This is a genomic window from Variovorax sp. V116 (genome assembly GCF_041154435.1).
In the GTDB taxonomy this organism is placed as follows: Bacteria; Pseudomonadota; Gammaproteobacteria; order Burkholderiales; family Burkholderiaceae_C; genus Variovorax; species Variovorax paradoxus.
Genome location: NZ_AP028662.1, coordinates 141,778 through 159,941, shown reverse-complemented (window position 1 = coordinate 159,941; position 18,164 = coordinate 141,778). Strand labels below are relative to the sequence as shown.

Genomic DNA, 18,164 nt, shown 5'->3' with positions numbered 1-18,164 from the left:
CCTCGGCTTCGAAGAAGCCTTCCGCGGCTCTACGCAGGGTAAACCCCAGTACTTGGCCCCTTGATTCCACCCGCGATGATTCAGTACACTGATTGTCGTTCAGTGTACTGAATACAGGAGCGCCGGCAATGTACTTGGCTGCCCTGTACAAGGAGACAAAATTTGACCCACGATCTACGCAAGACCTTCGACGAAGGCCCCATGAGCCGCTTCCAGTGGAGCGCGATCACGATCTGCATCACGCTGATCATGCTCGACGGCTTCGACGTGCTGGTCATGGCCTTCACCGCGGCCAGCGTGTCGGCCGAGTGGAAGCTCAGCGGCGCGCAGCTCGGCGTGCTGTTCAGTGCCGGCCTGTTCGGCATGGCTGCCGGCTCGCTGTTCCTCGCGCCGCTGGCCGATCGCTTCGGACGGCAAACCGTCATCCTGCTGTGCCTGGTGGTGATCGCGCTCGGCATGGGGCTGTCGGCGCTGTCCCAGAGCAGCACGCAGCTGGCGGCGCTGCGCGCGCTCACCGGCCTGGGCATCGGCGGCATGCTGGCCAGCGTGGGCGTCATCACCTCCGAATACGCCTCGAACAAATGGCGCAGCACCGCGGTGGCCCTGCAGGCGACCGGCTATCCGATCGGCGCGACCATCGGCGGCAGCATTGCCGCGGTGCTGCTGGAGCACTACGGCTGGCGTTCGGTCTTCGTCTTCGGCGGCCTGGCCACGGCGCTGATGATTCCGCTGGTGCTGTGGCGCCTTCCCGAATCGGTCGACTTCCTCGTCTCCAGGCGCCCCGCCGGCGCGCTGCGCAAGCTCAACGCGCTGCTGCGCCAGATGAAGCGCCCCGAGCTGGCCGAACTCCCGCCGCTGCCACCGGCCGGCGAGCGCTCCGCCTCCACGGTGGCGAGCCTGTTCAACGCAGGCCTGGCGCGCTCGACGCTGCTGCTGTGGGCCGCGTTCTTCCTCTTGATGTTCGGCTTCTACTTTGCGCTCAGCTGGACGCCGAAGCTGCTGGTCTCGGCGGGGCTGTCGGCACGCGAGGGCATCACCGGCGGCGTGCTGCTGAACATCGGCGGCATCGTCGGCGGCAGCCTGTTCGGGCTGCTCGTCGCGCGGCTGGACCTCGGGCGCCTGACGGCCGCCAGCCTGGTCATCACGGCGCTGGCCATGGCCGCATTCGGCGCGGCCACCGGGCACCTGGGCGCGTCGTTCGCGATCGCCTTCCTGATCGGCGGATTCATCTTCGGCTCGATGGCCGGGCTCTATGCGTTCGCACCGGTGATCTACCCGGCCGCCGTGCGCACGACCGGCATGGGATGGGCGATCGGCATCGGCCGCATCGGCGCCATCCTCGCGCCGCTCATCGCCGGGATGCTGCTCGACCGCGGCTGGCAGCCGCCGCATCTCTACTACGCCTACGCGCTGCCGCTGGTGGCGGCGATGGCGGCTGTGCTCGCGCTGCGCCGCAGCGCCAAGGCACAGCCGGCCGGCCGCGTGGCCAGCGCCCATTGAACGCCCCTTCTCCTCCCAACCCAGCCATCCAAAGGAAAGCCATATGTTCCCGAAAAACACCTGGTACGTGGCCTGCACAGGCAACGAGATCGACGACAAGCCCCTGGGCCGCAAGATCTGTGGCGAGAACCTGGTGCTCTACCGCGCCGCGGAAGGCAAGGCCACGGCGCTGGAAGACTTCTGCCCGCACCGCGGTGCGCCCCTGTCACTGGGCCGCGTGGTCGAGGGCAAGCTGGTGTGCGGCTACCACGGACTGGAGATGGGCTGCGACGGCAAGACGGTCGCCATGCCCGGGCAGCGCGTGCGCGGCTTTCCGCCGATCCGCTCCTTCCCGGTGATCGAGCGCTACGGCTTCGTCTGGATCTGGCCCGGCGACCCTGCGCTGGCCGACCCGGCCAAGCTGCATCACCTCGAATGGGCCGAAAGCCCCGACTGGGCCTACGGCGGCGGGCTGTTCCACATCCAGTGCGACTACCGCCTGATGATCGACAACCTGATGGACCTGACGCACGAGACCTACGTGCACTCGACCAGCATCGGCCAGAAGGAAATCGACGAGACGCCCACCACCACCAAGACCGAGGGCGACCAGGTCACCACCAGCCGCTTCATGGAGAACATCTCGGCGCCGCCCTTCTGGCGCATGGCGCTGCGCGGCAACCACCTGGCCGACGACGTGCCGGTCGACCGCTGGCAGATCTGCCGCTTCACGCCGCCGAGCCACGTGCTGATCGAAGTGGGCGTCGCCCACGCCGGCAAGGGCGGCTACGACGCCGATCCGGCGCACAAGGTGTCGAGCATCGTGGTGGACTTCATCACGCCCGAGACCGAGACCTCGCACTGGTACTTCTGGGGCATGGCGCGCAACTTCCAGCCGCACGACAAGGCGCTGACCGCATCGATCCGCGAAGGCCAGGGCAAGATCTTCAGCGAAGACCTGGAGATGCTCGAATCCCAGCAGCGCAACCTGCTCGCGCATCCGAACCGCTCGCTGCTGAAGCTCAACATCGACTCGGGCGGCGTGCAGTCGCGCCGCGTGCTGGAGCGCCTGATCGCGCAGGAAGGCCAGGCCCCGGCGACGGCTCCGGCAGGTGCGGCATGAACGCCTCCGAACTGAACGTGCGCGTCGCCCGCAAGCATGCGGAGGCGCTGGACATCTGCACCTTCGAGCTGGTGCACGCCGAGGGGCAGGCCCTGCCGGCGTTCTCGGCCGGCTCGCACATCGACGTGCACCTGCCGAACGGCCTCACGCGCCAGTACTCGCTGTGCAACGATCCGCAGGAGAGCCACCGCTACCTGATCGGCGTGCTGCGCGATCCTGCATCGCGCGGCGGCTCGCAGGCGATGCACGAGCTGGTGCAGGAAGGCAGCCTGCTGCGCATCAGCGCACCCAAGAACCACTTTCCGCTGGCCCACGCGGCCACCCGCAGCGTGCTGATCGCAGGCGGCATCGGCGTGACGCCGATCCTGTGCATGGCCGAGCGGCTGGCACTGAGCGCAGCGCCGTTCGAGATGCACTACTGCACGCGCTCGCGCGAGCGCACCGCCTTTGCCGGACGCATCGCGCAGTCCGCGTTCGCATCGCAGGTGCAGTTCCACTTCGACGACGGGGACGCGGCGCAGAAGCTGTCGCTGCCGGCGGCAATCGGCACGCCGCAGCCCGGCGTGCACCTGTATGTCTGCGGCCCCAAGGGCTTCATGGACTGGGTGCTGGATGGCGCGCGCACCGCCGGCTGGCCGGCCGACCAGCTGCACTACGAGTTCTTCTCGGCCGAGATCGCCGCGTCGGACACCGATGCGGAATTCCAGGTCAAGCTCGCGAGCTCTGGGCGCATCGTCACGGTGCCCAAGGATTGCACGGTGGTGCAGGCGCTTGCCGCGGCGGGCGTCGAGGTGGCGACCTCCTGCGAACAGGGCGTGTGCGGCACCTGCCTCACGCGCGTGCTCGAAGGCGAGCCGGACCACAAGGACATGTACCTGTCGCCCGAAGAACAGGCGGCCAACGACCAGTTCACTCCCTGCTGTTCGCGCTCGCGTTCGCCGATGCTGGTGCTCGACCTGTAGGCGCGGGCGCGTCGCAGCGGCGCCATAGAATCGCAGGCTCCGTCCTTACCGCCGGGACCCGATTCAGGTTTCGACATCCATGCCCAGCCCCACTTCCGACGCCACCGAGATCGACATCAATGACCAGCCCGGACACCTGATCCGCCGGGCTCACCAGATCGCGGTGTCGGTGTTCCACGAGAAGCTGGGGCGCGACATCACACCGGTCCAGTACGCGATCCTGCGCACCCTGCAGAAGAAGCCGGGCATCGACCAGGTCACGCTGGCACAGCAGGTGGCGCTCGACACCTCCACCGCCGCCGACATTGCCGCGCGGCTGGAGACCAAGGGATGGATCACGCGCCAGGTGCTCGCGCGCGGCCAGCGCGAACTGCGCCTCACGGCCGAGGGCACCGGGCTGCTCGCGCAGACGGTGCCGGCCATGGCCGAGATGCAGGATGCGCTCTTCAGCACCATGAGCGAGCAGGAGCGCCGCGATTTCATGAAGCTGCTCGCCAAGTTCGTCACGGCCAACAACGACAGAAGCCGCGCGCCCATGCGCGCGTGAGGCAAGGAGCGGGCGGGCCCGCTAGGCCTGCGCAATCGCCAGCCACGCGCCCACGACCAGCGTCGAACCCGCCGCGGCCAGCAGCCCGCCCACCAGCCATTGGAGGGTGCGCGGCTGCAGCTTGTTCGGCAGCCGGTGGTGCAACCGCGTCACGCCGTAGACCACCGGCATCGCGCAGGCGGCCAGCAGCGCCGCGCGCCACGAGAAATGCCCCGTGGGCAGCACGATCACGAGCCGCACCAGCGAATTGAACGCGAACATCAGCAGCAGCGCGCGGCGCACCAGTTCGCGCTCCAGCGGCTGGCGGTACATGTGAAAGACGATGGGCGGCCCCGAACTCGAGAACAGCCCGCCCAGCACGCCCGAGAGCCCGCCGATGACGGCAAAGCTCGTGCGGCCCGACACCGCAGGCTGCGGCCGGCCCTGCAGCACCAGCAGCAGCGCGCAGCCCAGGATCGACACGCCCAGCAGGCCGCGCAGCCAGTTCACCGCGCCGCCGCTGAGCCAGGTGAGCAGCATGAGCCCCGCGATCACGCCCACGGTGCTGCCGTTGAGCGCCGGCTTCATCAGCCGCCACGGCACCACGCCGGGCCGCGCGCGGAAATAGGTCCATGCATTGATCAGGCTCAGCACCGTGGCGGCGTTGGCCGTGTCGCCCACGCTGGCGACGTGGAACACCGACACCAGGCCAAGCAGGATGAGGCTGAATGCGAACCCCGTGAGGTTCTGCGCATAAGTGGCCAGCGCCACGCAGGCCATGAAGACCAGCACGGGGCCGGCTTCGGAAAGAATCGCTTGCACCGGAAAAGAAAATCGTCGAGAGGCCGCGTCGGGCCCGAATGTCGCGGGCCGTATTGTCCCCGAACGGCCGGTGGCCGATTCCGCTGCGCCGCGCGCAAGGCGCGGGGCGCTTTTTTCAGTAGATCGGCGGCTCGGGCGTGGGCGCGTTGCCGGCCAGGCTCGCGAAGTCGCAGCCCAGGTGCGCCTGCGTCACTTCGTGCTGGAAGATCTTCGTGTAGCCGCGCGCGTAGGCCGGCGCGGGCGGCGTCCACTCTTTGCGGCGCTCGGCCAACTCTTCGTCGGACACCAGCATGTCGAGGCGGCGCTCGCCGATGTCCAGGCGGATCGTGTCGCCGGTCTTGAGCAGCGCCAGCGGACCGCCGATGGCCGACTCGGGCGACACATGCAGCACGCAGGTGCCGTAGTGCGTGCCGCTCATGCGCGAATCGGAAATGCGCAGCATGTCGCGCACACCCTGCCGCAGCAGCTTCTTGGGAATCGGCAGGTTGCCCCACTCGGGCATGCCGGGGCCGCCGACCGGGCCGCCGTTGCGCAGCACCAGCACGGTCGACGCGTCGCAGTCGAGTTCTTCGTCGGCCATGGCCGCGAGCATCTCGGCGTTCGAGTCGAACACCAGCGCGCGCCCGGTGTGGCGCAGCAGCTCGGGCGTGGCGGCCGAAGGCTTGATGACCGCGCCGTCGGGGCACAGGTTGCCGCGCAGCACGGCCAGCGCAATGCCGGCCTCGGGGCACTCGGGCGTGCCCTGCTTGAGCGGCGAGGCCGGGTCGAGGATGGTGCCGTCGTCCTCCGCGGGCCAGCCCGCGATGTCCTCGCCGAGCGTGCGGCCGGTGACGGTGCGCGCCGACAGGTCCAGGTGCGCCGCGATCCTGTTGAGCACCGCCGGCAGGCCACCGGCGTAGTGGAAGTCTTCCATCAGCTTCTCGCCCGACGGATAGAGGTTGGCGATGACGGGCACGCGCCGCGCGATCGCGTCGAGCTCGTCGATGTTCAGCTCGATGCCTGCGCGCCCCGCCATCGCGGGCAGGTGCACCGCTGCGTTGGTCGAGCCGCCGAGCGCCATGTAGGCGGCCACGGCGTTGAGGAAAGACGCCTTGGTAACGATGCGCGAGGGCTTCAGGTCTTCCCACACCATCGAGACGATGCGCTCGCCGCAGCGCCATGCCATGCGGCTGTGCTCCGAGTCGACGGCCGGGATGCTCATCGCGCCGGGCAGCGACAGGCCCATGGCCTCGGCAATGGCGGTCATGGTGCTGGCCGTGCCCATGGTGTTGCAGGTGCCGGGCGTGCGCGTCATGCGCGCTTCGAGCCGGATCCATTCGGCCTCGTCGATGTTGCCGATGGTGCGTTCGGCCCAGAACTTCTTGGTGTGCGTGCCTGCGCCCACGGCCTGGCCCTTGTAGCGGTCATTCATCATCGGACCGGCGGGCAGGAAGATGGCGGGGATGTCCATCGACAGCGCCCCCATGACCAGGCCGGGCGTGGTCTTGTCGCATCCACCCATCAGCACCACGCCGTCGATCGGCAGGCTGCGCAGCAGTTCCTCGCATTCGATGGCCAGCAGGTTGCGGTAGATCATGGTCGTGGGCTTGACCATCACCTCGCCCAGGCTCAGCGCGGGCAGCTCGAGCGGATAGCCGCCGGCCTGCAGCACGCCGCGCTTGACGGACTCGGCACGCTCGCGCAGGTGCGCGTGGCACGGCGAGAGCTCGCTCCAGGTGTTGACGATGCCGATGACCGGCCGGCCCATGAACTCCTCGCGCGCGAGCCCCTGCTGCTGCATGCGCTGGCGGTGCGCGAAGCCGCGGATGTCGTCGCTCGCGAACCAGCGCTGGCTGCGCAGTTCCTGCAGGGTCTTGGGGCGGGCGGCTTCTGTGGACATGCGGTGTGTTCTCTGGATCTCTGGGTTCAATAGGTGGCTGGGGCCGGCGCCGAAGCGGGGGCGGCGGGCGCGCCGCGCTGCTTGAAGCGCGCGGCGATGTCGTCGGCGCTCTTGCGCAGCAGCAGCTGGTCGTTGGCCACCGCCACAAAGAGCGCGCCAAGGTCGAGCAGCTCGCGCGCGCGCGGCTCGTCGTTCATGAGGATGCCGGGCGCCTTGCCGCAGGCGAGGATGCGCGCGATGGCGCGGTCGATGGCGGCGCGCACCGTGGGGTGGTTGACCTGGCCGGCCACGCCCATGCTGGCCGACAGGTCGCCGGGGCCGATGAAGACGCCGTCGACACCGTCGACGTTCGCGATGTCCTCCAGGTGCTCGAGCGCTTCGACGGTCTCCACCTGCACCAGCACGCAGATCTCGCCGGAGGCCTCGGCCACGTACTTGGTGTCGCGGCCGAAGCGGGTGGCGCGCACCGTGCCGCCCATGCCGCGGATGCCGTTCGGCGGATAGCGCGTGGCGGCCACGGCGGCCTCGGCCTCGGCTCGGTTCTGCACGAAGGGCAGCAGCAGCGTCTGCGCGCCGATGTCCAGGTACTGCTTGATCAGCACCGGGTCGTTCCAGGGCGGGCGCACCACGGCCGAGGTGGGGCGATCGCGCTCGGCCTGAACCGCCTGCAGCTGGCGCAGCATGGTGGTCGGATCGCCGGGCGTGTGCTCGGCATCGAGCAGCATCCAGTCGAAACCGGCGCCCGCGAGCAGCTCGGAGATGTAGGGGTCGGGCAGCGTCGACCAGAGGCCGATCTGCGGGATCTTCGCCGCGAGGGCGTGCTTGAAGGTGTTGCGCGAGGGCATGGGTTCGGTCCTTTGCGGGGTCAATCGATCTTCACGTTGCCGGCCTTGATGACCTCGCCCATCGCGGCGTGGTCGGCCTTCAGGCGCTCGGCGAACGCCTGTGGCGTCGATGAGAGTACATCGAAGCCCTGCTCTTCCAGCGGCTTGCGGAACGCGGGCTCCTTCAGGATCGCAACCATCTCCTTGTGCAGCCGCTCGACCACCGACGCGGGCGTGCCGCTGCGCACCAGCATGCCGCTCCATGCGAGCTGCACCACGCCGGGCGCGCCGGCCTCGGCCATGGTCGGCACGTTGGGCAGCAGCTTCGAGCGCTGCGTGTCGGCCACGGCCAGCACGCGCACGCGGCCGCCCTTCTCCTGGCCCAGCACGGCCGAGAGGTTGTGGAACATCATCGGGATCTGCCCGCCCATCACGTCGTTGAGTGCGGCGGGGCCGCCCTTGTAGGGCACGTGGATCAGCCGGGTGCCCGTCTTCGCCTCGAACTGCAGCCCCGTGAGATGCATGGTGTTGCCGTTGCCGGCCGAGCCGAAGCTCAGCGTGCCGGGCTCTTTCTTGGCGGCCGCCACCACGTCGGCCACGGTCTTGTAGGGCGTGCCCGCACCGACCACCAGCACGTTGGGCGTCTGGTTGGTGAGCGTGATCGGCTGGAAGTCCTTCAGCGCGTCGAAGCCCGTGGCCTTGTAGAGGTGCGGGTTCACGGCCAGCGTGCTGACCGAGCCGAAGAAAATGGTGTAGCCGTCGGCCGGCTGGTTGCGCGCCACGTAGGCGGCCGCGATGTTGCCGTTGGCGCCGGGGCGGTTGTCGATGACCACCGGCTGGCCCAGCCGCTGCGACAGCGCCTGGCCGAAGGGCCGCGCGAACTGGTCGGCCGCGCCGCCCGCGGGCTGCGGCACGACCAGCACGATGGGCTTGTGCGGATAGTCGGCCTTGGGCTGCGCCAGCGAGGATGCGGCGGCGAGCGCCATGGCCGACAGGGCCATCGCGGCCCTTGCGAATTTCTTCATGGGGTCTCCTGGATCAAGTGTTGTTCATGCGGCGGCGCCGCGCCAGAAAGCGATCTGCGCGGCGACCTGGTGGTCGATCATGGGTTTGCCGCCGACCACCCGCAGCCCGCGCGCGGCGCAGGCGGCCATGAGCTCGGTGTCGCGCGCGGCGATGATGTCGAACAGCGCCGCATCGGCCGGCAGCTGCGCCGGGTCGAAGGGCATCGGGTCGCCCGCATGCAGGCCGACCGAGGTGGCGTTGATGGCGAGGCCGGCGCGCCCCAGGCTGCCGGCGCTGGTGTCGGCATGGATGTCCGGATACGCCTTGCGCAATTCGGTGCACAGCTGCTGCGCGCGCTCGGCTTCGCGATTGACGACGTGCAGCTCGCGCAGGCCGACCGCGGCCAGCGCGAAGGCAATGGCGGTGCCCGCACCGCCCGCGCCCACCAGCACCACCGGCCGATCGGTGCGCAGCACGCCGTGTGCGCGTGCGGCATCGACAAAGCCCACGCCATCGAAGCTCTCGCCCGACCATTGGCCATCGGCATCGATGCGCATGGTGTTGACCACGCCGGTGCGCCGCGCCTCGGGGCCGAGGCGCGCGCACAGCGCATGCGCCGCGGCCTTGTGCGGGATCGTGAGGTTCAGGCCCTGCAGGTTGGCCACGCGCGCGAGCTGCGCCACGGTGGCTGCGAAGTCGCCGGGATGCACGCCCATCGGCACCAGGCACCAGTCGAGGCCGGCGGCGGCGAAGGCCGGGTTGTAGATGCGCGGCGCGCGCACGTGGTCGACCGGGTGCGCGAGGATCGGCACGAGGCGCGTCGCGCCGCTGGGGTTTGCGGGGACCATTGCCTCAGCCCTTCACCGCGCCGGCCGTGAGGCCGCTGACCAGGTAGCGCCGCACCAGCATCGAGAACACCAGCACGGGCGCCATCACCAGCGAGCCGCCGGCAGCGATCTTGCCCCACTCCCAGCCTTCGTAGTTCATGAAGTTGACCACCGCGACCGGCGCGGTGCGCGCATCGGTGCGCGTGAGGATCAGCGCGAAGAAGAAGTCGTTCCAGGCGTAGAGAAAGCACAGGATCGCGGTGGCCGCGATGCCGGCGGCCGCCATCGGCATCACGATCTCCATGAACACGGTGGCGTAGCCCGCGCCGTCCATCAGCGCCGCCTCTTCGAGCGAAGCCGGCACCGCGTCGAAGAAGGGCTGCATCATCCAGATCACCAGCGGCAGGTTGAAGGTCATGTAGATGAGGATCAGGCCGGTGCGGGTGTCGAGCAGGCCGAGATACCGATACGCCAGGAAGAACGGGATCGTGAAGGCGATCGGCGGCGCCATGCGCGTCAGCAGGATGCCCAGGCCGAGACCGAAGCGCCCGCGCCCGGTCCAGCGCGAGAGTGCATAGGCCGCCGGAATGCCGAACACCAGCGCGAGCAGCGTCGACACGATGCTCGTGACCAGGCTGTTGGCGAAGGACTCCGGAAAGCCGGCCTGCCAGAGCCCCACGTAGTGCTCCAGCGTGGGCATGAAGAAGACCCGCGGCGGAAACTCGAGGATCAGCGGCGTCGGCTTGAACGACATCTGCAGCAGCCACAGGAACGGCAGCAGCATCGCGAACAGGACGAGCGGCACGGCCCAGCGCGCGAGCGGCCAGCGCCGGCGCAGCGACGCCATTCGATTGGTGCTCATTCCGCACCTCCCGCATTGCGGCTCACGCGCATCGCACCCCAGCTGATCAGCACGGTGGCCGCGAGCAGCACGACGGTGATCGCGCTCGAATAGCCGAGCTCGCCGAAGTTGAACGCCACGAGGTAGGCGTAGTAGTTGGTCACCTCCGTCACCGAACCCGGCCCGCCGCCGGTCAAGAGGAAGATCAGCGGAAAGGCCTTGATGCTGTCGATGAGGCGGAACAGGGTGCACACCAGCAGCACCGGTGCGATGTACGGCAGCACGATGTGGCCGAACACGCGCCAGGCATCGGCGCCGTCCATGCGGGCGGCCTCGACGTATTCGGCCGGCAGCGTCTGCAAGGCGGCCAGCACCATCAGGAAGGTGAACGGTGCCCACTCCCAGGTGTCGGCGATGACGATGGACCACAGCGCGAAGTCGACGTGCGTGGTGAGCGCCGGCAGTGTCACGCCGAGCATGCGGGCGGCCTGGTAGATCGGACTGATGTCGGGCGTGTAGACCAGCTTCCAGATCACCGCGACAACGATTGGCGGCAGCACCATCGGAATCACGAACAGGTGGCGCAGCGACTTCCAGCGCTCCTGCCCCGAATGCACGAGCAGCGCGAGCCCCATGCCCAGCAGCACCTGCAGCACGACCGTGTAGACCGAAAGGCGCGCCTGCACGCCCAGCGAGCCGACGAAGCGCTCGTCGCTGCCCAGCAGCCTGTAGTTGCGCAGCGGCTCCGAGAAGTCGCCCAGCGAGCCCGGATTCACCAGCGCCCCGGGCGTGAGGCTCGTGACCAGCAGGAAGACGGTGGGCAGCCCCGCCACCACCAGCAGGAACAGCAGGCTCGGCGCCATCGCCATGCGCACGAAGCGGCTCCGCTGCGCCTCGTAGGAGGCCCCTTTTGCGCTCATTGCCGCACCCTTGGCGCTGCTGCTGCGCTCATACCTTGGCTCCGGCGCGCCGCAGGCTGCCGAGCGCGGCCTCCTGCGCCGTCTTCATGGCATCCGCGGCCGGCGCCTGGCCCGAGACCACGCGCTCCACGGCCTTGTTCAGCACGTCGCCCACCAGCGGGAACTCCTTGACCGTGCGGTACGCCATGTAGTTGCGCGTCTTGCCGGGCTGCTCGAGCACTTCGAGGTAGAGCTTGCCGATGTCTTGGCCGTTGATGGTGTTGATGCGCTTGTACTCGGCGCTTTCGATCACCGAGCGCCGGCAGATCGACGGATGCCCGGTGTCCTTCACGATGCGCGCGGTGAGCTCGGGGCTCAGCGCCCACTTGATGAACTCCCAGGCCGCTTCCTTGTTCTTCGCGTTTTTCGGAATGCCGAGCCCCTGGCTGTTGGCGGCGGGAAAGTCGCCCTTCGGGCCGGCCGGCATGCGCACCACGCGCGCGGTGTCCTTCACCTTGCTCTCCGGCGAGCTCAGCATTGCCGTGACCCAGGAACTCGAATGGATGAAGATGTTCGAGCGGCCGCCGATCAGCGCGGCGCGCGCCTGGTCCTCGGTGTAGCCGAGCACGCCCTGCGGGCTGTACTTGGACAGCAGCGTCGAATAGAAGCCCGTGGCCTGCACCGCCGCAGCCGAGTCGAGCGTGGGCTTGATGTCGGCCGGCGGATTGGCGAACAGGTCGCCGCCGAAGCCGTGGATGTACGGCGGCAGGAACCAGTGGTGCAGGTTGGAGCTCACGAAGCCCGTCACGCCGTCCTGGCCGTGCACCGCCTCGCAGACCTTCATCAGTTCGTCGAAGGTCTGCGGCGCCTCGACCCCGCGCTTCTTCATCAGGTCGGTGCGGCTCATGCCCATGAGCATTGCGCCGCCTTCCCATGCAAAGCCGTAGGCCTTGCCGGCCTTGTCGAGGTAGGGCAGCTGCGCGCCCTTGACGAAGTCGTCCGGGTTCCAGCTGGCGGGCGTGAGCTTGCGGTCGGCCGCGAAGTCGCTCAGGTTGGCGAGCAGGCCGGCCGCGACCCAGCGCGCGGCCAGGATGAAGGTGACGTTGCAGAAGTCCCAGGCGCTGCCGCCCGAGGACAGCTCCAGGTCGGCCTGCTGGTTGTAGACCGGAAAGGCCGACAGCTGAAGGTCGACCGTCATGCCGGTCTGCTGCTCGAACTCCGGGATGTACTTGCGCAGGATGTTGAAGAAGCCGTGCTGGTACGCGGCGCCGCGCAGCTTGAGGCCGGCAAAGGGCTTGGCTTGCGCGATGGCGGGAAAGGCCAGCGCGCTGCCGGCGCCGGCCACCGCCGTGGCGGCCGCGGCCTTGATCAACCGGCGGCGCTGCGTGTCGACGGCGGGGGATTGCAGGAGGCTCATGCTTGTCTCTCTTTCGATCAGAATCACGCGGCGCAACGAGGGCGGCCGGCATGTTCAACTTGCTCGTGGAAGCGAATATGACAGACAAATAAGATTTCAAAGATCATGGAAAACCCGGAATTCCCTGCACCACTCCCCCATATAAGCTCATTCCACCGATAAATATGTCAGACCATAAAACCAAGACGCCGAAGAAACCCGCCGCCACGGACACGCCCGCGCGGCGCGGTCCGCTGGCCGTGACGGAGGCGCTCGCGCGGCGCGTGATCGGCGGCGAATGGGATGACGAATCGACGCTGCCGACCGAGGTCGAACTGGCCGAGCAACTGGGCGTGGCCCGCACCTCCGTGCGCGAGGCGCTCACGCGCCTGAAGGCCAAGGGCCTGCTCGCGTCGCGCCAGAAGGCCGGCACGCGGGTGCTGCCGCGCATGCAATGGAACATGCTCGACGAGGACGTGCTGCGCTGGACCTGGTCGGGCCACGACCGCGCGCAGATGGCGCAGCACCTGATGCAGCTGCGGCGCATCGTCGAGCCGGCCGCCTGCGAGATTGCGGCCGCTTCGGCGCCCGACGCGGCCATTGCCGCGATCGAGCGCGCCTACCGCCTGATGGACGCCGCCGGCATGGACCCGGTGGCCTATGCCGGGCCGGACCTGAGCTTTCACCAGGCGATCCTCAGCGCCACCGGCAATCCGTTCCTGGTGGCCTTCGGCGCCACCATCGAGGCGGCGCTGCGCATGTCCTTCGAGCTGTCCACGCGCCAGCCGGGCGCGCCACGCAAGAGCCTGCCGATGCACCGCGCGGTGCTCGACCAGATCTGGGCCCGCAAGCCGGCCGCGGCGCGCAAGGCCATGGAAGAGCTGCTCGGCCTCACCGAATCGAACATCCAGCGCGGGGTCGCCAGGTCGGGCGCCACGCCGCCGGCCTGACCCCCTCCTTATCAGCAAGCAACCCACCACCATGGCAGAGATCCAACTCCAATCCATCAGCAAGCGCTTCGGCGATGTCGAGGTGATCCCCGGCATCGATCTCACCATGCCCGACGGCCAGGTCACGGTGCTGCTCGGGCCTTCGGGCTGCGGCAAGTCGACCTTGCTGCGCATGATCGCGGGACTGGAGACGCCGAGCGGCGGCCAGGTGCTGGTCGGCGGCCGCGTGGTGAACGATGTTCCTCCTGCCGAGCGCGGCTGCGCGCTGGTGTTCCAGAACTACGCGCTCTATCCGCACAAGACGGTGCGGCAGAACCTCGCCTTTCCGTTGCGCATGGCCAAGGCCACGGCCGCCGAGCAGGAGCGCAGCGTGGACGAGATCGCGCACAAGCTCGAGCTCACGCCGCTCCTGGAGCGCTATCCGCGCCAGCTCTCGGGCGGCCAGCGCCAGCGCGTGGCGATGGGCCGCGCGATGATCCGCAAGCCCGAGGTGTTCCTCTACGACGAGCCGCTGTCGAACCTCGACCTCGAGCTGCGCGTGAAGCTGCGTCTGGAGATCGCGCGCATGCAGCGCACGCTGAAGGCCACCGCCGTCTACGTGACGCACGACCAGACCGAGGCCATGACGCTGGCCGACCAGATCGTGGTGCTGCGCAAGGGCCGCATCGAGCAGGTGGGCTCGCCGCTCGCGCTGTACCGCTCGCCCGCCAACCTGTTCGTGGCGGGCTTCATCGGCACGCCGCGCATGAACTTCTTCAAGATCGATGCCGCGCAGGGCGACGCGAACGGCACGCTGCTGCGGCTAGGCGATGCCCGCGTGCAGATACCGCGCCGCATGCCGGGCCAGCCCGTCACGCTGGGCTTTCGCGCCGAGCAGGCACGCATCGGCGAACCTGCGCCCGGCGAAGTGCTGCTCGAACTGCAGGGCTGCGAAACGCTGGCGGTCGAGCAGCTGGGCGATCGCGCCTACTGCTATCTGCGCTCGTCGCTGGGCGAGCTGGTGCTCATGGCGCCCGATGCCGCGGCGGATCTCTCGGGCACCCTCCGCCTGGCCATCGCGCCGGCCTCGCTTCATTTCTTCGATGCCGAGGGGATGGCCTTGGGCAGCGAGGAGCGGCGGCTGGCGGCTTGAGCATTACCGCTGCCAAAAGGACTCACGCGGAGCACCGATGGCAACTTAACTCTACGTTGACAACTTCATCGACCCCGACATCATGATTCCCGCGGATCGAGGGACGCCCTCGGATGCCCATCGCGAAAGAAGGAATCCATGCCCCACACCTTGCTGCGACGACTTGTGATGTCACTGGGCTGCCTGTCGGGATTTGCCGCTGCTTCTCTGGCGCAGGCCGCGCCGCTCGGCGATCCCGTCATGGTGAATACCGCCACCGCGGGCAACCAGCGTCCGGTCTACTTCTCCGCAGGATCGAACGGAGAAAAACTTCTGATCTGGTCCGACGCCGCGGCAAATGCCACATACGCTCAAAGAATCAGGTCGTCAGGAACGCCTTATCTGACCAAACACCTGATCCAGGCGCCTCCGGCGTATGCGAATTTCTCGGTCGACCGCATCGGCAACTTCGTCTTCGGAAGCGAACCGGGAAGAGTCACGGCCTATGACAGAAGCGGCACTCTGCTCTCCAGTTTCCAAACCACTCCGGATTCATCGAGCACGGTCGCCAGCATGGACACGGATGGCAATATCACTGCTGCCTACTCGCGCTCCGCCTCGCAAGGGGCGCCTCGGACGATTGCGATCAGGCGATTCAATACCCGCGGAGTTGCCCTCGGTCCCGAAGTCATCGTTGCATCCGATGCCCCGGACAAGCTCTCCGGCCCCAGTTCGATTGCCACCGACGATGCAGGAAACATCGCTTTGTCATTTGCGACCAGGCCCGGTCCCACGGCAAACCAATCCAACATCATGATCCAGCGCTTCAGCCGCGCAGGTGTTGCGCTGACTCCGGCGCTTGTCGTCGGCGCCGTCCGGTCGATCTACAGTTCGGGCGGCCGCATCGCCATGGACCCCGGCGGAAGATCCGTCATCAGCTGGAGTGCTTCCCAGGATGACAACTACACCTGGAACATCTACGCGCGCCCCTATGACGCGAATGGCAACCCCGGCAGCGGAGTGGTGCGAGTCAACCAGCGCATCCACGAAGGCCAACCCGGGCCGAACCCGGGAGTTGCAGAGAACGGCGATTTTGTCGTTTCATGGATTGCATCGAGCGGCGTGGTCGGCGGCCCGCAAAGCTCCACGTTGGCGGCCAGACAATTTCGCAGCGACGGAACGCCGATTGCCGATGAATTCCGAGTCGACCCGCCACAACCGCAATTTGGAGCCAACCCGCTGCTGGCCATGGACCCGGTGGGAAATTTTGCAGTGGCATGGGTCAGCACCTCTGCCGGGACCGGATGGGACGTCATGGTGCGCTCCTTCAAGATGGACACCCGCCCGCCTCTTGTGCAGCTTCTGGACAACCAGGCCGTCCAAGGCCTGGCCGGCGGCACCGACAGCTGGAGCTACTACAGGATCACCGTCCCACCCGGCGTCGCGCAACTCAACATCAACATGACCGGCCCCGTCGGCGGTGGTGATGGCGACATGTACGTTCGCCTCGGCGCACTTCCGTCGTTGACGGCCTGGGACTATCGCCCCTACGTCAACGGCAGCAACGAAGCCATCGCGATCAGCAATCCCCTGCCTGGCGACTTCTACATCGCGATCCACGGACGCAGCGCCTACTCGTCGGTCGGCCTGACCGCCAGCTACGACTGAGGCTCGCCTCCTGAAGAGCTTTCGCCGTGCACCCGGCTCGGCGTCGGCGGCGAAAGCTTCGGCCTGATGCGCCGCGAGAGGGGTGGGAACTCCAGACAGATTCTCAGTCCGCGGTCGCGCCCGACTTCTTCACCAGCTCGGCCCAGCGCGGGATCTCGCGCGCCATGTGGTCGCGCAGTTCCTCGGGCGTGCTGCCGACGATCTCCATCGCCAGCTGGCCCGAGAGCTTGGCCTGCACGTCGGGCTGCTTCAGCGCCTTGACGATCTCGGCGTTCAGGCGCTGCACGATCGGCTTGGGCGTGCCCTTGGGCGCATACACGGCCTGCCAGGACGACATCTCGAAGCCCGGCACGCCCGACTCGATCATGGTCGGCAGCTCCGGCACCAGCGCGATGCGCTTGCCGGTGGTCACGGCCAGCAGCTTGAGCCGGCCGCTCTTGACGAGCGGCAGCGCGGCCGTCACCTGGTCGAACATGAAGGGCACCAGGCCCGACGCGACATCGGTCATGGCCGGCGGCGTGCCCTTGTACGGCACGTGCGTGAGCTTCACGCCGATCATGTCGGCGAACATCTCGCCCGCCAGGTGCGTCGAGGTGCCGGCGCCGGACGATGCGAAGGTGCGCTTGGACTCGTCCTTCTTGAGCAGCGCGATGAGTTCGGCCACCGAGTTCACGCCGAGCTGGCTGTTGACGATCAGCACGTTGGGCAGCCGCCCGACCAGCGACACGGGCTCGAAGTCCTTCATCGGGTCGTAGGGCAGCTTCTTGTAGAGGCTGGCGTTGATGGCGTGCGTGCTGATGGTGCCGCCGAACAGCGTGTAGCCGTCGGGCGCGGCCTTGGCCACGTAGGCCGCGCCGATGCCGCCGGCCTGCCCCGGCTTGTTGTCCACCACCACCGACTGGTGAAGGCTCTCCTGCAGCTTGTTCGACAGGATGCGGCCCACGATGTCGGTGGAGCCGCCGGCCGTGAAGGGCACGACGTAGGTGATGGTCTTGGCGGCCGGCCATTCGGCTTGTGCGAGGGCCGCGACCGGGGCCAATGCAAGTGCGGCGAGCAAAAGGCCCGCGGCGCGTTGGATGAAGGGCATGGTGTTGTCTCTGTTGTCGTTGGTCGTCGTCGGAAAAAGCCGGCGTCAGCGCCCGCGGGCCTCGCGCCAGGCGGCGAACTCGGTGCGGCTTTGCTCGTCGGTCGGCGGATAGAGGCCGAGGATCGATCGGCCTTCGAGCACCTTCTCCTGCACGAAGTCCTCGAAGACGGTCATCTCGGTGGCCTCGGCCGCGACCTCGTCGGCCATGGCCGCCGGAATCACGATGACGCCTTCGGCATCGCCCACCACCACGTCGCCGGGCCACACGGCCACGTCGCCGCAGCCGATCGGCACGTTGATGTCGATCGCCTGGTGCAAGGTCAGGTTGGTGGGCGCGCTCGGGCGCTGGTGATAGGCGGGAAAGCCGAGCTTCGCGATGTCGGGGCTGTCGCGAAAGCCCCCGTCGGTGACCACGCCGGCCACGCCGCGCTTCATGAGCCGGCTCACCAGGATGCCGCCGGCCGAGGCGGCGCGCGCGTCCTTGCGGCTGTCCATCAGCAGCACCGCGCCCACCGGGCACTGCTCCACGGCCTGGCGCTGCGGATGGTTGCGGTCGTTGAACACGGTGATCGGGTTCAGGTCCTCGCGCGCCGGCATGTAGCGCAGCGTGAAGGCCTCCCCGACCATGTTGGGAAGCGTCGGGTCGAGCGGATGCACGTCCTGGATGAACTGGTTGCGCAGTCCGCGCTTGAACAGCGCCGTGCACAGGGTGGCGGTGCTGACCTTCATCAGCTTCTCGCGGGTTTGGGGATTCACGTGGTCTCT

General features: G+C 68.2%; 17 protein-coding genes. 7 read left to right on the top strand and 10 right to left on the bottom strand.

The window, feature by feature from the left end:
• The first annotated feature begins 162 nt into the window (after positions 1-162).
• From ACAM58_RS26735 to ACAM58_RS26720, 4 genes are all read left to right on the top strand, one after another.
• The gene (locus ACAM58_RS26735) at positions 163-1,500 is read left to right on the top strand and encodes an MFS transporter (RefSeq protein ID WP_015865743.1); all 1,338 of its coding nucleotides are present in this window, start codon (positions 163-165) and stop codon (positions 1,498-1,500) included.
• A gap of 43 nt (positions 1,501-1,543) precedes the next feature.
• The gene (locus ACAM58_RS26730; RefSeq protein ID WP_015865744.1) at positions 1,544-2,602 is read left to right on the top strand and encodes an aromatic ring-hydroxylating dioxygenase subunit alpha; all 1,059 of its coding nucleotides are present in this window, start codon (positions 1,544-1,546) and stop codon (positions 2,600-2,602) included.
• Positions 2,599-3,564 carry a 2Fe-2S iron-sulfur cluster-binding protein gene (locus tag ACAM58_RS26725; RefSeq protein WP_369664910.1) on the top strand — a complete coding sequence of 322 codons (966 nt, stop codon included), beginning with the start codon at positions 2,599-2,601 and terminating at the stop codon, positions 3,562-3,564. The genes ACAM58_RS26730 and ACAM58_RS26725 overlap by 4 nt, the downstream gene beginning before the upstream one ends.
• A gap of 79 nt (positions 3,565-3,643) precedes the next feature.
• Positions 3,644-4,111 (top strand): MarR family winged helix-turn-helix transcriptional regulator, encoded by a 468-nt coding sequence (locus ACAM58_RS26720; RefSeq protein ID WP_369664909.1) that lies wholly within the window; start codon positions 3,644-3,646, stop codon positions 4,109-4,111.
• A gap of 21 nt (positions 4,112-4,132) precedes the next feature.
• On the opposite strand, the gene ACAM58_RS26715 is transcribed toward ACAM58_RS26720, so the two are convergent.
• From ACAM58_RS26715 to ACAM58_RS26680, 8 genes are all read right to left on the bottom strand, one after another.
• Entirely contained in the window at positions 4,133-4,912 is a 780-nt protein-coding gene (locus ACAM58_RS26715; protein WP_018904764.1) for a sulfite exporter TauE/SafE family protein, read from the bottom strand.
• A gap of 115 nt (positions 4,913-5,027) precedes the next feature.
• Entirely contained in the window at positions 5,028-6,791 is a 1,764-nt protein-coding gene (gene araD / locus ACAM58_RS26710; protein WP_369664908.1) for an L-arabinonate dehydratase, read from the bottom strand.
• A 26-nt stretch (positions 6,792-6,817) separates the two neighbouring features.
• Positions 6,818-7,636 carry an HpcH/HpaI aldolase/citrate lyase family protein gene (locus tag ACAM58_RS26705; RefSeq protein WP_369664907.1) on the bottom strand — a complete coding sequence of 273 codons (819 nt, stop codon included), beginning with the start codon at positions 7,634-7,636 and terminating at the stop codon, positions 6,818-6,820.
• Between the two features lie 20 nt (positions 7,637-7,656).
• A complete protein-coding gene (locus ACAM58_RS26700) occupies positions 7,657-8,640 on the bottom strand; it encodes a Bug family tripartite tricarboxylate transporter substrate binding protein (protein ID WP_369664906.1) in 984 nt (327 codons plus the stop codon).
• Positions 8,641-8,664: 24 nt separating this feature from the next.
• On the bottom strand, positions 8,665-9,468 hold the full coding sequence (locus tag ACAM58_RS26695) for a shikimate dehydrogenase substrate-binding domain protein (protein ID WP_015865751.1): 804 nt from the start codon (positions 9,466-9,468) through the stop codon (positions 8,665-8,667).
• Positions 9,469-9,472: 4 nt separating this feature from the next.
• Positions 9,473-10,309 carry a carbohydrate ABC transporter permease gene (locus ACAM58_RS26690; RefSeq protein ID WP_015865752.1) on the bottom strand — a complete coding sequence of 279 codons (837 nt, stop codon included), beginning with the start codon at positions 10,307-10,309 and terminating at the stop codon, positions 9,473-9,475.
• Positions 10,306-11,208 (bottom strand): carbohydrate ABC transporter permease, encoded by a 903-nt coding sequence (locus tag ACAM58_RS26685; RefSeq protein WP_369664905.1) that lies wholly within the window; start codon positions 11,206-11,208, stop codon positions 10,306-10,308. Before ACAM58_RS26685 ends, ACAM58_RS26690 begins: the two co-directional genes overlap by 4 nt.
• A gap of 28 nt (positions 11,209-11,236) precedes the next feature.
• Positions 11,237-12,604, bottom strand: coding sequence for an ABC transporter substrate-binding protein (locus tag ACAM58_RS26680; protein WP_369664904.1), 1,368 nt, complete (start codon positions 12,602-12,604; stop codon positions 11,237-11,239).
• 164 nt (positions 12,605-12,768) lie between these two features.
• Here ACAM58_RS26680 and ACAM58_RS26675 point away from each other — a divergent pair, with 164 nt between their 5' ends.
• From ACAM58_RS26675 to ACAM58_RS26665, 3 genes are all read left to right on the top strand, one after another.
• Positions 12,769-13,533, top strand: coding sequence for a FadR/GntR family transcriptional regulator (locus ACAM58_RS26675; RefSeq protein WP_018904771.1), 765 nt, complete (start codon positions 12,769-12,771; stop codon positions 13,531-13,533).
• Between the two features lie 31 nt (positions 13,534-13,564).
• The gene (locus tag ACAM58_RS26670) at positions 13,565-14,665 is read left to right on the top strand and encodes an ABC transporter ATP-binding protein (RefSeq protein ID WP_062365003.1); all 1,101 of its coding nucleotides are present in this window, start codon (positions 13,565-13,567) and stop codon (positions 14,663-14,665) included.
• A gap of 138 nt (positions 14,666-14,803) precedes the next feature.
• On the top strand, positions 14,804-16,312 hold the full coding sequence (locus tag ACAM58_RS26665; protein WP_369664903.1) for a PPC domain-containing protein: 1,509 nt from the start codon (positions 14,804-14,806) through the stop codon (positions 16,310-16,312).
• A 103-nt stretch (positions 16,313-16,415) separates the two neighbouring features.
• On the opposite strand, the gene ACAM58_RS26660 is transcribed toward ACAM58_RS26665, so the two are convergent.
• The gene (locus tag ACAM58_RS26660; RefSeq protein ID WP_369664902.1) at positions 16,416-17,399 is read right to left on the bottom strand and encodes a Bug family tripartite tricarboxylate transporter substrate binding protein; all 984 of its coding nucleotides are present in this window, start codon (positions 17,397-17,399) and stop codon (positions 16,416-16,418) included.
• A 45-nt stretch (positions 17,400-17,444) separates the two neighbouring features.
• Positions 17,445-18,155: a ribonuclease activity regulator RraA gene (locus ACAM58_RS26655; protein ID WP_018904776.1), complete on the bottom strand. Its 711-nt coding sequence runs from the start codon at positions 18,153-18,155 to the stop codon at positions 17,445-17,447.
• Positions 18,156-18,164 lie beyond the last annotated feature (9 nt).

What these genes read in the sequence shown, in the direction of transcription:
- ACAM58_RS26725 (WP_369664910.1), top strand. Translation starts at nt 2,599, where the DNA reads ATGAACGCCTCCGAACTGAACGTGCGCGTCGCCCGCAAGCATGCGGAG.
- ACAM58_RS26730 (WP_015865744.1), top strand. Translation starts at nt 1,544, where the DNA reads ATGTTCCCGAAAAACACCTGGTACGTGGCCTGCACAGGCAACGAGATC.
- ACAM58_RS26675 (WP_018904771.1), top strand. Translation starts at nt 12,769, where the DNA reads ATGTCAGACCATAAAACCAAGACGCCGAAGAAACCCGCCGCCACGGAC.
- ACAM58_RS26690 (WP_015865752.1), bottom strand. Translation starts at nt 10,309, where the DNA reads ATGAGCACCAATCGAATGGCGTCGCTGCGCCGGCGCTGGCCGCTCGCG.
- ACAM58_RS26670 (WP_062365003.1), top strand. Translation starts at nt 13,565, where the DNA reads ATGGCAGAGATCCAACTCCAATCCATCAGCAAGCGCTTCGGCGATGTC.
- ACAM58_RS26695 (WP_015865751.1), bottom strand. Translation starts at nt 9,468, where the DNA reads ATGGTCCCCGCAAACCCCAGCGGCGCGACGCGCCTCGTGCCGATCCTC.
- ACAM58_RS26660 (WP_369664902.1), bottom strand. Translation starts at nt 17,399, where the DNA reads ATGCCCTTCATCCAACGCGCCGCGGGCCTTTTGCTCGCCGCACTTGCA.
- ACAM58_RS26705 (WP_369664907.1), bottom strand. Translation starts at nt 7,636, where the DNA reads ATGCCCTCGCGCAACACCTTCAAGCACGCCCTCGCGGCGAAGATCCCG.
- ACAM58_RS26665 (WP_369664903.1), top strand. Translation starts at nt 14,804, where the DNA reads ATGCCCCACACCTTGCTGCGACGACTTGTGATGTCACTGGGCTGCCTG.
- ACAM58_RS26700 (WP_369664906.1), bottom strand. Translation starts at nt 8,640, where the DNA reads ATGAAGAAATTCGCAAGGGCCGCGATGGCCCTGTCGGCCATGGCGCTC.
- ACAM58_RS26720 (WP_369664909.1), top strand. Translation starts at nt 3,644, where the DNA reads ATGCCCAGCCCCACTTCCGACGCCACCGAGATCGACATCAATGACCAG.
- araD (WP_369664908.1), bottom strand. Translation starts at nt 6,791, where the DNA reads ATGTCCACAGAAGCCGCCCGCCCCAAGACCCTGCAGGAACTGCGCAGC.
- ACAM58_RS26680 (WP_369664904.1), bottom strand. Translation starts at nt 12,604, where the DNA reads ATGAGCCTCCTGCAATCCCCCGCCGTCGACACGCAGCGCCGCCGGTTG.
- ACAM58_RS26685 (WP_369664905.1), bottom strand. Translation starts at nt 11,208, where the DNA reads ATGAGCGCAAAAGGGGCCTCCTACGAGGCGCAGCGGAGCCGCTTCGTG.